Origin of the sequence: Leptospira congkakensis (assembly GCF_004770265.1) — a bacterium.
GTDB classification, from domain to species: Bacteria; Spirochaetota; Leptospiria; order Leptospirales; family Leptospiraceae; genus Leptospira_A; species Leptospira_A congkakensis.
Genome location: NZ_RQGQ01000002.1, coordinates 25,770 through 42,293 on the forward strand (window position 1 = coordinate 25,770; position 16,524 = coordinate 42,293).

9 protein-coding genes are annotated in these 16,524 nt (G+C 35.9%); 4 read left to right on the forward strand and 5 right to left on the reverse strand.

Annotation, left to right across the window (positions count from 1 at the left end; genetic code table 11):
• Positions 1–4: 4 nt before the first annotated feature.
• Positions 5–1,090, reverse strand: coding sequence for a helix-turn-helix domain-containing protein (locus EHQ70_RS00835; RefSeq protein ID WP_135583090.1), 1,086 nt, complete (start codon positions 1,088–1,090; stop codon positions 5–7).
• Between the two features lie 169 nt (positions 1,091–1,259).
• Between EHQ70_RS00835 and EHQ70_RS00840 the strand changes: the two genes are divergently transcribed.
• The 4 genes from EHQ70_RS00840 to recD all read left to right on the forward strand — a co-directional run bounded on the left by EHQ70_RS00840 (position 1,260) and on the right by recD (position 11,969).
• Positions 1,260–2,981, forward strand: a complete 1,722-nt coding sequence (locus tag EHQ70_RS00840) for an alpha/beta fold hydrolase (protein ID WP_135583091.1) — start codon at positions 1,260–1,262, stop codon at positions 2,979–2,981.
• Between the two features lie 280 nt (positions 2,982–3,261).
• Positions 3,262–6,573, forward strand: a complete 3,312-nt coding sequence (locus EHQ70_RS00845) for an exodeoxyribonuclease V subunit gamma (RefSeq protein WP_135583092.1) — start codon at positions 3,262–3,264, stop codon at positions 6,571–6,573.
• A gap of 3 nt (positions 6,574–6,576) precedes the next feature.
• Positions 6,577–10,188 (forward strand): UvrD-helicase domain-containing protein, encoded by a 3,612-nt coding sequence (locus EHQ70_RS00850; protein ID WP_135583093.1) that lies wholly within the window; start codon positions 6,577–6,579, stop codon positions 10,186–10,188.
• Entirely contained in the window at positions 10,185–11,969 is a 1,785-nt protein-coding gene (gene recD, locus EHQ70_RS00855; RefSeq protein ID WP_135583094.1) for an exodeoxyribonuclease V subunit alpha, read from the forward strand. The genes EHQ70_RS00850 and recD overlap by 4 nt, the downstream gene beginning before the upstream one ends.
• Here recD and EHQ70_RS00860 read toward each other — a convergent pair whose 3' ends face one another.
• Genes EHQ70_RS00860 through EHQ70_RS00875 form a run of 4 tightly spaced genes read right to left on the reverse strand, consistent with a single transcriptional unit; the run spans position 11,970 to position 16,481 of the window.
• On the reverse strand, positions 11,970–12,485 hold the full coding sequence (locus EHQ70_RS00860; RefSeq protein ID WP_135583095.1) for a nucleoside 2-deoxyribosyltransferase: 516 nt from the start codon (positions 12,483–12,485) through the stop codon (positions 11,970–11,972). It abuts the gene before it with no gap.
• A 42-nt stretch (positions 12,486–12,527) separates the two neighbouring features.
• Positions 12,528–15,014: a TonB-dependent receptor plug domain-containing protein gene (locus EHQ70_RS00865; RefSeq protein WP_476737599.1), complete on the reverse strand. Its 2,487-nt coding sequence runs from the start codon at positions 15,012–15,014 to the stop codon at positions 12,528–12,530.
• Positions 15,015–15,037: 23 nt separating this feature from the next.
• Entirely contained in the window at positions 15,038–15,658 is a 621-nt protein-coding gene (locus tag EHQ70_RS00870) for an HmuY family protein (RefSeq protein ID WP_135583096.1), read from the reverse strand.
• A gap of 13 nt (positions 15,659–15,671) precedes the next feature.
• The gene (locus EHQ70_RS00875; protein WP_135583097.1) at positions 15,672–16,481 is read right to left on the reverse strand and encodes a hypothetical protein; all 810 of its coding nucleotides are present in this window, start codon (positions 16,479–16,481) and stop codon (positions 15,672–15,674) included.
• Positions 16,482–16,524: the final 43 nt, after the last annotated feature.

Sequence of the window (16,524 nt, forward strand, 5' to 3'; positions counted from 1 at the left end):
GCTTTTACCCTTTGCCAACAGATTTCGCATATTCGCTGGGGGATACTTTTTTGAATGCCTTAAAGGCTAAATTAAAATTGGCTTTGGAATTAAAACCTACTTGGTAACCGAGGGATAATAAATTTGCCTTTGGGTTTCCTTCAATTAGTTTACAAACTTCTGCAATACGATATTCGTTTACTAGTCGATTAAAATTCATACCAAGATAGGCATTGATGTATTCGCTCAGTTGGTAATCTTTGATTCCTAATTTTTCGGCAAGTGATGCTAAGTTCAAATCTTCTTCGCGATAAACAAATTCTACCGCGAATAAAGTATCCAAATCGTGTTTTAACTTTTCCAAATTCAAATTTAGAATTCGAGAAGTTCGATACGACTGCCGAAGTTCAGGTAAAAGGTCCTTAAACAATTGATGATTGATTTCTGTTCCAATAAAAGCAATGACTGCCATAAGCGTGGCAAGTCCTGCTGTAAAATATATTCCTGTATGCCAACGAAGAAACGTACTCAGAAAGATAAAACTAGCAAAAGTAATATTTCCCTTTAAAATCATTCCTAAAACTTGAACACCTAGTTTTGCTTCTTTGTTGGGATTACGATAGAGAATCATTCTATATTGGTAAATCATCCACACAAAAGTACCAACCCAGTAAACACATCCAACTGCAGAAATCATTTCGGGTATGGAGAATGGAGCTCCCGCAAAACTTTGATTCATCGACTGTAAAAGAAGATGAGGAGCAATCCATTGTAGAAGAAGCAGGAGGAGAACCACAAAAAAAGTAGGATACAATCGTTTTAACCCACCTAAAGGAATAGGTTCTGAACTTAGAAATTGTTCAATTGTGTACTGCATACTCCCAGGAATCAAAAAAATAATGGGAACGTAACCATGATTCAAGATAGGAGTTTCAAATTCGAATCCAACATACAAGCGATAGGCGTAAAAAATCAAAGTTCCACCAGAAAAGGCAGCAATCATAGCAAAGGGGAAACCTTTAGAACCCTTTTCTTTCACTAGGATACCGATTCCTAAAATGAAATGATACCAGGCTCCGAACTGGAGCCATGAACCGAAAAACTCGAACATGTTGCAAAATTCGGACAATATGCACGGATCCGTCAACACTTTGGGAGCCGTTCGTACAAAGAATTAGTACAAAATCATGATATTAGACCCAAAAAATCGTCCAAAATCGCCATCTTAGACGCCAATTGGTCGTATTCATGGTAAATTTGAGGCAATTCAGAGGCGAATTATGAAAAAGCAAAAAATCTACCGTCTGCTTTTACCACTTGGGGTCTTCCTTCTTGTGGCTTGTGGACAAAATGGAAACCAAAACTCAAAAGACAACGCAGCCGTACTTGGTGTGTTAAACGGATCCAATTCCAGTACAACTGCTTCACCAGAAGCTCTTCAATTAAGTAATGCGGCAAATGTTAGAAACATCCAATCTGCATTTGCAAAAGAAAATGACGGAAGTTTTTCCTTCAACGACAACATTTCTTTCTTAAGTAATGATGGTGTCAAAATTACGGGGAACCTCTTCATTCCAAAATCAGGAACAGGTCCTTTCCCTGCAGTGATCTTTGTTAACAGTTGGGCACTGAATGAATATGAATATATTGTTCCAGCTGCAAAACTTGCTAAAAAAGGATATGTAGTATTCAGTTACAACACAAGGGGTTTTGGAACTTCAGGTGGACTGATCAACGTTGCTGGACCAAAAGATATGCAAGACCTTTCCAAAGGAATTGATTTTCTATTGGCCATTGCTCCAGTAAATCCGGCGAACATTGGTATTGCGGGAATTTCTTATGGTGCAGGAATTTCTCTCCTAGGACTCAGCAAAGAACCTCGAATTAAAACAGCCGTTGCGATGAGTGGTTGGGGAAGTTTACCAGATTCATTGTACGGAAACCAAACTCCAAGACTTGTGTGGGGATTACTTTTAGTTACAGCAGGTTACATCACTGGGAGAATGGATCCAATCATTGCAGAAAACTTTGGCAAACTTCTTGATACAAGAGATGTTGCGACTGTTTTGGCCTGGGCAAGTGAACGTTCACCTAATAGTGCAGTTAACGCTCTTAATGCCGCAGGTAAACCCGTTTATATTTCTAATAACTCACAAGATAATCTTTTCCAACCAAACCAAATCCTTCCTTACTTTGAACAACTCACTGTACCTAAAAAATTGGATTTGAATAATGGAATTCATGCTACTGCAGAAATCGGCGGTGTACTTGGTCTTGATAACTATGTTTGGACCAATGCTTATGACTGGTTTGATTATTGGTTAAAAGGAATCCAAAATGGAATCATGACAAAACCAAAAGTTTCCATTCAAAAAAGATTTTCTTCGGCAAGAGTTAACTACTCGGCTTGGCCAAATCCAAATAAAGTAGAAAGGACTTATCATTTGAGACCGATGGGACTTCTCACTCCTGGGAAAATCACCACTACTGCGAATACAACCAACGGAAACGATACCATTCTTTCAGGCGGAACAAGTGTCACAACAGGTGTTCCCCTTTTATCAGAAATTTTGGATGGAGCAGTGTCTGTACCTGTGACTACAAATGTCAACTTGATTGACCGCACCAATGCGATGGTTTATATTTCTGACGCATTGACGAGTGTTCTTAAAATACGCGGGCGTACTTTTTACAAAGGTCGAATTAATAGTTCAGACACAGCACCTCATGTTGTCGTGTATTTGTATGAGGTGGACATTTGGGGAACGGGGAAACTGATTTCTCACGGAACAGCAACTCTATTTGGTGTCAAAGGAAAAGATACAGATCTTAATGTTGATCTACAAGCAGTAGCTCATGATTTTCCAGTAGGAAGTCGCCTTGCTCTTGCGATTGACAATATTGATCCAATGTATGCAGTCCCAAAACCAGTTTCATTATACACGACAACTTTTAAACATAGCACTTCCACAGCATCCACTCTTCGTTTTGAAAGTGAATGATCGGAGTCAATGATAGTTTTGAAATGTAAATAAATTCACCTATAAATCGTTAGTTCATTAATTGGGAGAGGATTTCCTCTCCCGTCTTTTCTAAAAAAACAAAAAATTCTAACGCCCCGGATAGTAGCGGAAATCCTTTCGCATCCTTGCGAAAGATTGCAGCGGATAGCCGGAAATGGCGCCCCCACTCTTTTCATTTTCCTAAATCCAAACTTGATTAAGAATGGACTTGGTTCGTACAAAGCCGAGAATCAGTATGATTTAGGAAAAGGGAACCCCGTTGCCGATACATTATTACGCTGGCCTCCATTTAAAAGATATCACCACCGAACTTGGGAAACAAATTAAGGAAAATCAAAAAGAAAATCCACTAAAACGCCCATTAGTTGTGGTACCTAATCAAAATCTTATCCCTTGGTTAAGGCTAAACTTACCCAAATTTGATACTTCTTATTTATCTTTAAATATAGAGTTTACATTTTTAGAAAAAGCCATCCTAAAAATAATATTCCAATCTTTGAATATAGAACCTTACGAAGAACAATCCTCTCTTTATCAATATGATACCTTAAAAAAAGAATGTTTTTCTCTACTCTATCAAAAACAAAAAGTTATCTTAAAAAATTTTCCTGAAATTGAAACTTATTTAGAAGAAATTCCCAAGTTATATTATCTTTCCGATGTACTAACGAAATATTTTAAAGATTATGAATTAAATAGAGAAGGGTGGATCAAAGATTGGCTTGGAATCGGATCGGAAAACAAATCTATTCCCGATGAATTAAAAAAAGATCCATATTGGGAGTTAGAAAAACAATTATATACAGAAATTTATAAAGACTCCTCTAAACCAAAAAACTTATTCCGATACCTAGAAGAAGGAAAAAAGTTACCATTAAATGGTAATTTACATTTGTTTTGTTTATCAAATTTATCAGGAACTTACATTGATTTTCTAAAAGAAACTACATCATCCAAAAATTCCAATTTAGTAGTTCATATCTATCAGTTCCACAATGGGAAAACGATAGGAAAAAATTCTGAAAAAACAAAAAACTATTTATCTAAATTTTCCAAACCGCAATCCTATTTAGCAAAAGAATTTTCGAAAGATCAGTACTCAAAACAAAAATCAAAATTTGTTAGTGGCGGGATGTTGTCCAAACTAAAAGCGTTTTTGTTAGAAGAATCACCAAAACCAGACAATTATCTGGAAGACCAAACAGTTCGAGTTTGGAATGCTCCTTCAGTGTACCGCGAGTTAGAATCTATTGCACATGATATGCTCAACAAAATTAGTTTGAGTAAGGGCAAACTCAATTTACTTGACTTTGCAATTCTTGTACCAAACATGAATGACTACCGTTCTGCCGTAGAATGGGTGTTTGATGGTGGCATTTATACATCTCAAAAAAAAGACTCCCTACCTCATTTGCTAAAAATTCCATATTCGATTACGGACTTAGTTGCCAAAGATACATCCAAACTTTATTCGGCTTTATCTACCTTGTTTCGATGTTTTACAAATGATCGATTCGAAAAAGATGATATTCATATTTTATTTAAAAATTCATTGATCGCTGGGACAAGTGACAATGACGAAGAAACAAATACTCAAAAAATATTAGATTTGATTCATTCTCTTGGTTCTATTTATGAAGAAGGAAACCAAGAAAATCCTTATACAATTTCGTTCGGGCTGAAAAGAGCCGTTGTATCTATGATTGCAGATGAAAACAACGCCTGGGAAAAAATACAGGTAGCTACAAAGGCTATTTCTTCTAATGAAACCATCATTCAATTCGTAGAAGTGTGGCACCGAATTAAATATATTCAAATTGAACTAACCGACAAGGTCATTAAAACCTCAAAGGAAAATCGTTTTTCATCAATTGAAATTTTATTCCAACAGTTGTTTCAATTTGAAGGTGAATTGGAAAACGAAAGAAATTTTTTCAATCAATGGTTACGTGCTATCGAACCTTGGTGTAATCACGATTGGAACAATACAAAAGATTTTTTAGAAATGATTTCTCTAATCACAGAAGAAGTTTTTTCGAATATACCTATGCATAGAGGTAATTATTTAACCGAAGGTGTTACTGTTTCTTTATTACAACCAATGCGTCCCATTCCATTTTTACATGTATACATTGCGGGACTTGGAGAAGGGAAATTTCCAGGATCGGTTGATCGATCTAGATTTAATTTACGTAGATTTGATTCTAAACCTTGGGATCTAAATCGGAGAGAAATCCAAGAGTCCCTTTTTTGGGAGTCCATTCTTTCTGCTGAAGAAAGTATTACATTTTCCTATGTAGGTAAAAATACCCTGGAAGACAAAGAGTTCGAACCATGTTCTACTCTCTTTGAAGTGATGACCACTATGGAAATCAAAAAAGCAGTGGAGCTCCCTTTAACATCCTATAGTCGATTCTATGAAGAGAACCAATTTCCATCTTTTGATTATGTTAGGAATATCAAAGATATTAGAGAAACAGAAAAATCATTATTAAACCCAAACTTTACAAATCCAGATTCATTAATTGTATCAGAGGCAAATCAAAAAGTACAAATGGAAATCTCAGTACACCAATTGGCGAATGGTCTCAAAAATCCAATTTTAACTTCCCTATCTGAAAATTTAGGCACCACTTGGGAAGATGAAGAGGAATTAGAAGAAGAACCTTTTCGATTGAACCGTTTAGAAATTTTTACGATTAAAAAAGTTTTTATTCCTTTATTCGCAGAATCATTGGTAGCAGAAAAAGATTGGAATTGGGATCGAAATAAAATTCAAACCTATTTGAACGAATACACAACTAAAAAAGAACAAGAAGCTGAGTTCCCTTATGGAGCATTTCATATTGTGTCTTCAGAAGTTCTATTAGAAGAACTAACCTCTATTTCAGAAAGATTTAGAATCCTCAAAGATTCATTATTCCAATCAGTATACTCTTCCATTTATTTAAACGCCGTATCTTTAGGAGATACTGGCTTACGAAATTGTAAAAAACTAAATCCTTACAGTATAACAGATGTTTGTAACATTATTGGAGAATGGGAAACGCTAATTGAAAAAGAAGGTATTTACTATTGGTTTTACTCTGGAAGTTTGTATGATAAACCAAAACCACCAAACGAATACCTAAAGGATTATTTGGGCAAAATGGCCCATATTTTAATTAGCGCTTGTTTGTTTCGAAGTATTGGAAAAAAACTTGTAGTCATTCCTTCTAATTCTCGAGATTTTAAAAACGAAAGTTTTTTAGATTTTTCTGCTTTTACTGAATCTGATGCAAAATCTTATTTAAATTCTGTTTATACGCTAGTGACGGATGAATCTCCAAAATACATACCCAACGCGGGTCTAAATATATTTTTCGCAAAACATTCTTTGGAAGAAATTGAAAAAAATCCAGATATCATGGATCAGATATGGAATTATTTTTTATTAGAGGAATCAGATACTATCTTACATTTCGAAAATAAGTTAATGAAACTTTCTCCATATACAAAAGTTTTATTAGAAAATTTTTCTCTCCGCTCCATATGGGAAATCCTCGTGCCTCTTCTCAAAAAAGGATTCTAATTAATGAATCATCCCTTAAGTTCGAAACCCAAATTTATTGAAGCCTCCGCAGGAACAGGAAAAACTCATCTCATCATGGAAATGTTAGGTGAGATAATGGAATTTGACGTAAAAAACAACATTGTTGAAAATCGCATTCTAAATACTCTAATTCTTACTTTTACAGAAAAAGCTGCAGGAGAACTAAAAGCGAGACTCAAAACAAAAATTTTAGATCTCTCGGACGATGGGAAAAAACCTGAATTCTATCGTTACTTAAGAGATTTGGATCAAGTAACCATCTCAACCATACATGGGTTTTGTAATATGGTTTTGAAAGAATACCCAATCGAAACACAAAACAACCCGAATTTTCGACTAACAAACACAGATGAAATTGTCAAAAATAGTTTTTACCAATTAAAACGAAACCATTGGGGAGGAAAAGAAACAGAAGAACTCGCAAAAATCCTAATCGAATCAAAAGCTTTAGAAAAAGAATCATCGATTAGTTTTGCTGTATCCAAACTTCTTTCCGATACCAAAAACTATTATTTCCCCAAAAGTTTAACCCTAGAAGAAAGAATCACTTCACCAAATTTAGAACAAATTCTGCCGACCTTAGAACAGGTTGTACAATCTTTACTTGGGCCTATTGGTCAATCGATCTTAGAACAAGGAGATAAAAGAACATTAAACAAATGGATCGAGAATTGGAATTCTTTAACTCATTTTGTTACGGCACTTACTTCAAAAGATTTAAAAACACTCAAAACCGAATTACAAAAAATTGAAAGTTTACAAAGAACTTCAGAAGGTGTGGTTTACCAAGGGTTCTCCTATTTACTGTTAACCGGGAAAAATATAGTTAAAAAATTAACTAGCGAATCTCTCAAAGTTCAATCTCAAATCGCAAATATAATTCCATTACTTGAAGTAATATTTCCCTTCGACGAAATTGATTTAGACGGGAATTGGTTTTTACAAGAAACAGTTTTTCGATTGGCAGAAGATTCAAAAACACAATTGAAAACTAATGATGCGCTTACGTATGACCAAATGATTCTTAAAGTACATGAATCCGTCGTGACTTCCCCCAATCCATCACTCATAAAATCGCTAAAAGAACGATTCCAAGTTTGTATTTTGGATGAATTTCAAGATACGGACAAAAACCAATACCAAATTTTTCGTTCTCTTTTTATGGATCCGAAAGATGAGAACCGAATGTTATTTTGTATTGGTGATCCAAAACAAAGTATTTATGGATTTAGAGGTGCAGATATTGGAATTTATCTAGAAGCTGCCAATGATTTTCCCGATTCTAAAGCAAGTTTATCAACTAACTATCGCTCTACTAAAGAAATTGTAAATGGACTAAATCTTCTTTTCCATAATCAAACAAAACCCTTGGGGGAAACTAGTTTTTTCCCAATCGAGGAACCGGGTTCGGCAAAAGAAAACTACCAATACCATCCGGTAAATCATCCCGATACCACCCAAATTAAATATCGTTATGAAAATTCCGATGAGTATGGAATTCATATAATTCAATACCCAAACAAATTTCCTAATGTTAGCCAAGCTAGAACCAACTGGGCGGAATCAATTAAAAACGAGATCCTCTCCTTTCAAAAAAAAGAGCAATCATTATCTTTTTTCAAAAAGGATCAAACTACACCAGATCTGGTTAAACTAAAAGACATTGCAATATTATGTGGCAGCAAAAACGAAACCGAACTTGTCGAAAAAGTTTTATCTAAAGCGGGTATTCCTTGTTCCATATACAAACAAAGAGGTATTTTTCAATCAAGAGAAGCAGACCAGATTGAAAATTTATTAGAATGTTTGATAAACTCAAATAACTCTAGATCTTATAAAAGATTACTTTTTTCGGAACTTTTTGGTGTTCGATCAGAAGATTTATCCAAATACAATGAACACTCCATTGATTCTTATGAAAAATCTTTAATTGATGTTTGGCTAAAATTCATTCGTGACAATCGATATGCTGCTTTTTTTCGATCTGTAATGGATGAAACAAAAGTACTTTGGAATCATGAAAGCAAAAATCTAGAATGGGAAAGAAAACGCACCAACTATAGACAAATTTTCCAAAGATTACTTGAATTTCAAATCAAGTCTAATGCAAATCTCCAAGAATTACTTGATGAATTGCGAGAACTCAAACAAAAAAGAACCTCACCTGAAGAAGAACCTCTCTTTGATCGAGAAACAGAAGATGATGCAGTCCAAATCTTAACCATACATGCTTCCAAAGGATTGGAATGGCCAATCGTTTTTTTATATTACTTTGGAACTAGGCCACAAAGTTTAAAAGATTATGAGTATCCGACACTTGTTGAAGAAAACCACAAAACAGAAAGAAGGTGGATTTTAAATTTATGGGATTCAAAAACAGGCAAACAAAACGAATTTATTCATTTTATAAATGAACAAAAACGCCTATTGTATGTGGCACTCACGCGACCCAATCTAAGATTGTATCTTCCAAAAATATCCTGGGGCTCAGATTTTACAAAAAAAACTGGATATGGAAGTACCTTATTCAAAGAACTAGAACGAATCCAAGAATCCATTCTAACAGAAAAAAATGAAGGGAATTGTTTTTTGTTTCGGAACGGAATAGATGAGAGCCTTTCAGAATTAGCAGAGGAAAAAAACAAAACGGCTCCTACGAAAAAAACAAACAAAACCTTTATTTTCCTCCCTACGGAAATTAAAGCGGGTAGGATTTTGTTACAACATAGTTATACAAGTTTACAAACTTCCCAAAGTACTCTTAGCAAAACAAATGAAGAACCTCAAAAAGAAATTGAAGAAACTTTGGAATCTGAACCCGTTAAATCAAAATCCGCACTTCCTTCCAGCTCGAAAGTGGGGAACTTTTTACATCGCATTCTAGAGTTATGCGATTTTTCGATATTTGAACTTACGAAAGAAGCCATTTTAAAACATCCTTCTTGGATTTGGGCTTATTCTGAATCAATGAGACAGTATCCTATCAGGCTTCCATTAAATGCAGAGGAACCTTTAGATTCAATTGTAGTTGCACTTTTAAAACGAGCTATGTCAGCAAAAATCACCCTAGCAGACGGGGAAACGTTTTCTCTACTTGAACTAAAACCGGAAGAAAGATCATCCGAACTAAAGTTTCATTTATACGTACAAAAAATGTTGGAAAGTTCGAATATAGAACTGAATCCCGGATTCGAAAATTATTTAAAAGGAGCCATTGACTTAGTTTTTTGTAAAAACGGAAAATACTATATTGCTGATTATAAATCTAATCTTTTGCCAAATGAAAACTATGATGCCGATGCTGTCACTTCTGCTGTCATTGAAAAAGGATATTTAATTCAAAAATCTGTATATGCATTGATTTTATACGATTACCTTACGTCGCTTTATGGCAAAGAACTTGCATTAGATAAATTTGGTGGAGTTTATTATTTATTCCTTCGTGGGATGGGTATCGAATCAAATTCAGGTATCTATTCGGATCTTAAAACTTCCAAATCTCAGTGGAACTCAGATACATTCACACTGATACGAAAAGAAATTCTCTCCTATATTCACGATGCTTCTTTGAGTTTGGAGAAATTATATTTATGAAACAAACAGAAATGTCTTATTTGGAAATCACAGAAGAAATTTTGAGACACTTCCCCCATATCTCTAAAGACCACGAGGGAGTTATTTCAAAACTAATCGAGGCCAATCAAAATGGAGATCTTTATTTATCGTCCTTAGATTCCCCTTCGATAAATAATTTTCAAAACCAGTTCCCGTTTCATATAGAAACGATAGAAAATGAAAAAAGACTTTTCTTTCAAAAAACCTACACTCAAAAACTTCATTTTGAATCTAGGATCAAAGAACTGATCAGAAATCGAGAAAATAAATCAAAAGAGTTCAATGAAACAAAAATAGAAACAATGATTTCTCGCCTGGAAACATTTTTCAAACAAACACTTGCGAAAGAACAAAAACAAGCTGTTATGGAATCTGTCACCTCTTCTTTTCGAATCATTGCTGGTGGACCAGGGACAGGAAAAACAACAGTTGTTTCATTTATATTGAAACTCTTAGACGAATTAGAAATTTTACCGAATGTCAATCAAATTGCGTTAGTAGCTCCGACAGGTAGAGCAGCTCAGCGCCTAACAGAATCTGTCCAAAAAAATTTGTCATTTTTCCCTGATGTAAGTGACCTTGTTTCTTCCTTACGAGGACAAACGATTCACAGCCTTTTAAAGATCTTTCCTGATGAACCAAAACCATACTATGGAAGCAATAGATATTTACCATATGACTTAATCATTATGGACGAAACATCCATGGTAGATTTGACATTGATGAATTTGTTTTTAGATTCTATTAGCGACAGAACTCAACTGATTTTGTTAGGTGATCCGAATCAACTTCCTTCTGTTGGTCAAGGAGAAGTTCTTGCAGATTTAATAAACGAATTTAGAAAAAAAAATCAGCTTATTTCCGAACTAAAAACCAATCACCGGTCTTCGGCATCTTCTAAGTTCAGTAAATTTGCGGAACTAGTAAAAAATTCATTTGAAGATACAAGTATGAATCTTCACTTCCCTACTCCAGACATACGAGAACCTAGTCAAGATCAACCAGAAGATGATTTTATTTGGCTGCAGAAAGACACACCAAAACAAAATGATAAAACTCCTTTTAAAGATTGGAAGGCAGATGATCTGATTTATTTCCTATGGAAGGACTTCTTTTTACCCACTGCAAAAAAAACAGTAGAATTTTTATGGAATCAAGAAGATCTCACCAATCCTCAAAATAAAAAAAGTTTAGAGGAACTAATTTCCGAATATCGATGTTTGACTATTCTACGAAAAGGTTATTATGGAATTGAATCCTTGCAAATAAGAATTCTAAATCTTGCGAAAAAACAACTCACTTCACAAGTTACGGATCAGCATAACATAGGATACAGGCATTTAGCTAAATCTTTTTACTTCCAAGGTATGCCCATCATTATCAAAAGAAACGATCAAATCAGAAAACTTTTTAACGGAGACATTGGTCTTGTATTAAAAATCAATTCCGAACTAAGAGCTGTGTTTCCTATAGAAAATAGATTGTATTCTTTTGCTTTGGATACCTTACCTGAGCACGAACCTGCTTTTTTTCTGACGATCCATAAAAGCCAAGGTTCCGAATACAATACTATCTTACTATATCTCCCTCCTATTTTTTCTTTAGATTCTGATTCCAAAGAAATTCCTCTCCTCAATCGTAGAATTCTTTACACCGCTGTCACAAGAGCGAAAAAGAAAGTGATCCTAATGGGAGACTACCAAACTTGGAATTTAGGTTTAGAAACTTTTAGAAAAAGAAATACTGGTGTTCAATTATGATCAAGTATTTAGAAATTTTAATACCGATTCTAAATTCCCCAATACCAAACTGCCTCCAGAGTGTAAAATAGCAAACTCCAACATCAAATTGATGCTATTGCCGAAATCTTCATTCACCAAATATCCATCCTCGTCAATCATATAACCAGAATCATGTGGTTTGGTTGAAATCTTAGATTTTACAATTTCAGGAAGGGAACGTTTGTCTTCTAAATACCCAAATATACGTTTTCCTTTTGCATAAGCATAACCAACTTCGAAAGAAGTGCCATCATCGACACAAGCACCGCGGAAAGGAGAGCAGTTTGCTATCACGATATCAGACCGATCAATTAAAGATACATTCTCTAAAAAAATTTGGTTTGCTTTAGCAAGTAACTTTTGATCTGTCACTTCACCATCAAAGGGAGAGAAAGCCTGAAATCCATAGGTAGAACAAAGAGCCTTTGCCTTCGTAAGAACTTCTACAGCATTTGGCAAAAAAACTTCCGGGCCCGCAAGATAGATAGTTTGCATACTGAATTCTATCAGGAGCCGAAAGAAAATTTAAAGGATTTTTTAATTGATCTTTGGTTCAGCAGGTGTGAGTTTCACCTCACTAAAAGCAAACTTACCATCCATACCAAAATAGAAAAACCGAGGCCTTTGCGGGTTGTATTGTAAATCCCAAGCATCCAAAACATTGTCTACACCAACAAACCACTGGAAATGTCCTAAAAATCTTTGAGACAAACGTAAATTCAAATTTGTATGAGGGTTTACCATTCGGTAACCATAAGTAACACCGGTTGTACAATAGGACAAATTGTTTTCTGCACAATAATCAGATACACCTGTTGGAAGTTGGCCAAACGCATTTGATATGTTAGTTTGTGCCTGACTGTTTAATGCAGCTTCCAAACCATCGAAGGTAGTTGGTAAATCCGGATTACACCAAAGAGGATTTTTCACACAATAATAAGGCTGTTTTCCAAATACAACTGCAAACACAGACAACGATAATCCACTAGATTTTTCATCAATACGAATGCTAAAATTCCAACGATGTGGCCCCCTACCCTCAAGAGGTAACTTGGTCAATTCATCTCTTGTATCAGTGTATGTATAACCAACGCTAGTTGATACGATCTCAGTAAGGCGAATATTCACTGAAGACTCAATACCTTGTGTCGTTGCTTTTTGATAATTAGATGTTTGGTAAACCATCAGGCCTGACGAATCCCGAGCCGGATTTGTTCTAAAGCCAATCAAGTTATCAACGTTGTTGTGAAAAAGATTTGAACTATACCAAATCCTTTTTGTAATATCCCACTCCCAACCAAAGTTGTAACTTCTTGAAAGTTCTGGTTTGAGATTTGAACTTCCTACAACACGATACCCAACACCTGGGTTTAGAAAGTTAAAATACAAATCTTGAAAACTTGGGGCTCTGTATCCTAACCCATTTGCGGCTCTAAAACGAAATTGATCTGTTACATCATATCGGATAGCAAGTTTAGGAAGCCACTCTCCCCCATAAATAGAGTCATGGTCATAACGAACTCCTGGGACAATTTGTATCCTAGGTTTATCAGAAACTCGCCACTCGTCTTGCACATAAAATGCATTTCTAAATCGATATGCATTCCCGTTAATGGTTTGGCCTTTCGTTAATAAGGGATCAATGTCTTCCATACAAATGTTTGGATACGTTCTGCGGCAGTCAGGAGCGATACGTGCTGATGAAATTTGGTCTTGTAAGTTTTCTGCACCAACAGATGTTACATGATTTTCTGAAAACTTATAATCTACTCTAGATCTAAACTCAGTCACCGCATTGTCTGTTCTTTGTTGAGAGTCCAAGTCATCGGCTTTTCTTTGATCTGTTGTATATAAATCTTGGAATCTTGAATAATTTGCATTTAGATTCACGTTGATTTTTTGGCTTGCAACCCAATCCACATTGAATGCACCCATAAAGTCATGTGTTTTGTTTCTTCGATCATATACCGTTCGCGGAGGGGAAGCATCAACTGCACTCTGATCCAGATGTCTATAGTAAAACTGACCTGTGAGTGTTAGGTCATCTGTTGCACGATAAACAGTTTTATTGGAAAGATTCATATCATTGAATGCACTTCCTGATGTTGATTCTAATGGCGGCGAATAGTTTGGCAACCTAGTTGCTAACAAATAACTATTGGCAATCGAAGTGTTTGCAGGATACGGATTGTAACCTGGCGCCAAAGATGCATACCGTCCATTTCTTGGACCTGGAGTTGCATCAGGAGTTAGATCATATCCTTCTCCTTTATGCCAACCAACAGTAAAAAGAGTAGATAGTTTATCGCTCTTTGCACCAACGGTCGCATAGTTTCGAAACTCCATGTAAGGCCCGTAATACTTCTCACTACCAGAACCACCAAGAGATCGGAACTCAGCATACAATGGATCTTGTGCTTCTTTTGTTATGATATTGATGACACCAGCAATAGCATCAGAACCATAAATTGCAGAAGATGCCCCTTTCACAATTTCAATTCTTTCAATGTCCTCCGCTTTGAATCGAGTTAGATCTATGGATCCACTAAATCGACCAGTAGTCCTTTGCCCATCCACAAGAATTAAAACATTTTGTGCCGAGAGTCCTTGTAATCGAACTGTTTGTCCTCTTTCTCCTGTCTGCGCAGGTCTGACCTCAATACCAGGAACATTTCCTAATGTTTGCGAAAGGTCCCTAGCACCCATTGCATCAATATCTTTTCTTGTGATCACTTCGGTGGTGATCGTTGAATCTTTTAAGAGATTTCTTCTACGTGTTCCAGTAACAGTGATTACATTCGAACGATCACTGTTTACTTCGTTTGGTTGGTTCCCAGATTCTCCATGTTTAGACCGTTTGGCAGCGTCATTTTCAACTTTAGTCTCAGGTGACCTGCCTTCCTTTTCAGGAGACGTAGTTTGAGAAAATATATACGACGGGAATAAAATTGGAATCAATAGAATTCCCATCAAATAAATTGGAACAAAAGATTTTTTAAAAAAATCAAAACATAATAATTTCATCAACCAAGCCTTAAACGAGCATTTCAAAGCCTTCGCCAACGGAACTTTGGATGACCAGAAGTTCCTGCAGAACTATAATAATCTAACATTTGTAAAACGTATTTTGAGTCGTCTTCACCCGTGATGATATAAACATCAGGTTTTGCAGTAAGGATGGTATTTGAATAACTATACCAAGTCCCATATCCCGTAGGCATAGGAGTTAGATCCAATGGTGCTGCAATTACCGGATTGATACTTTCCGTAGATCCAGAGATAGGACCACCACCGCTAGAAGAAAGTTGCACATCCACAACTTTCGTACACTCTGAACCGGAGTATTCTGCAGAAAAATTTGTGGAACCAGTGTTACAGGCACCGCCATTACGAGGCCCACTTGTCCCACTATTCGTTCCAATATTATATCTTTTGAATCTTAAATCCCACAAACCTGATTCGCTAACGATCGTTGCATTTGCTTTTAAATTTACATGTACCCAAGTCGTAGTAGATGTTGCATTGATAGTTGTTCCATCGGTAGCGGCAACAGCATCAGTGAGCAAAAGCATAAGCGCCGTAGAACCTTCCTCAGATTTTCCTGTGGGAGCACAATCAAAGGAGAAAAATAAAAACATACTTAATGAGAAGATTTTTTGAAATTTCATTTTGATACCTGCCCTATGGAACTGCCAATTGTGTTGAAGTTACAATTTTAGAAAAAGAGATTCCCGAATTAGCACTGAGTCCGATGAAAGAGAATCCTGTTGCAAGCGCTGGATCCCCACCAGTCCAAGTAGTTTCGTTTAACAAAGCATTGCCGGTGGTCAAATTGGTTCTAGTTTTACAATTTGCAGTGTTTTTACCCGTAACCCAAACTGTAAAACGAGGAGGTGCGGTAGAAGTTAGATCAAAACAAAGATCCACTTCTTGGTCGATAAAGTTGATCAATGAAGTTCCTGCAACAGTTGGTGGCGTAGGTGCCGTACTATTGCCATTGGAAGTTAAATTTTTAATATTAGGTTCCGTCGGGCCAAAATTTGCATACGCATATCCAGGAACAAACCCACCGACTCCACTTCCCGAATAAAAGTTCATCCCAAATTGTCCTGCTGACAAGGTACCGTTTCGACTAACCTCAGCAGAATAATTTTCAGGTAAACCCACATACAAAGAAACTGCCGTATGACCACCGATTATTCTCAACCCCTCAATTCTATAATGGCGAACAGCACCGGATGACGGCTTACAAAGAGCAAAGGTTCCTTTTTTAATTACAGGCATTGTTGTTTCAACTGTTCCGTCTGCATTCGTCTGACAGACAGTAGATGGAGAAGCACTTGTATTAGCGATTGCTCCAAGGAGCAAAAGATTTGTTTGATCTGATTTTTCTTTCTCTTGGCAAAATGTGAAAAAAAATGTTGATACCAAAAGAAGAAAGAACCCTCGAAAGATGTTCTGAGATAGATTATTATTTAATTGAAAATGCATAAGTGTTACCTCTTGCCGTTAGGTAGAATATATAAAACCACAG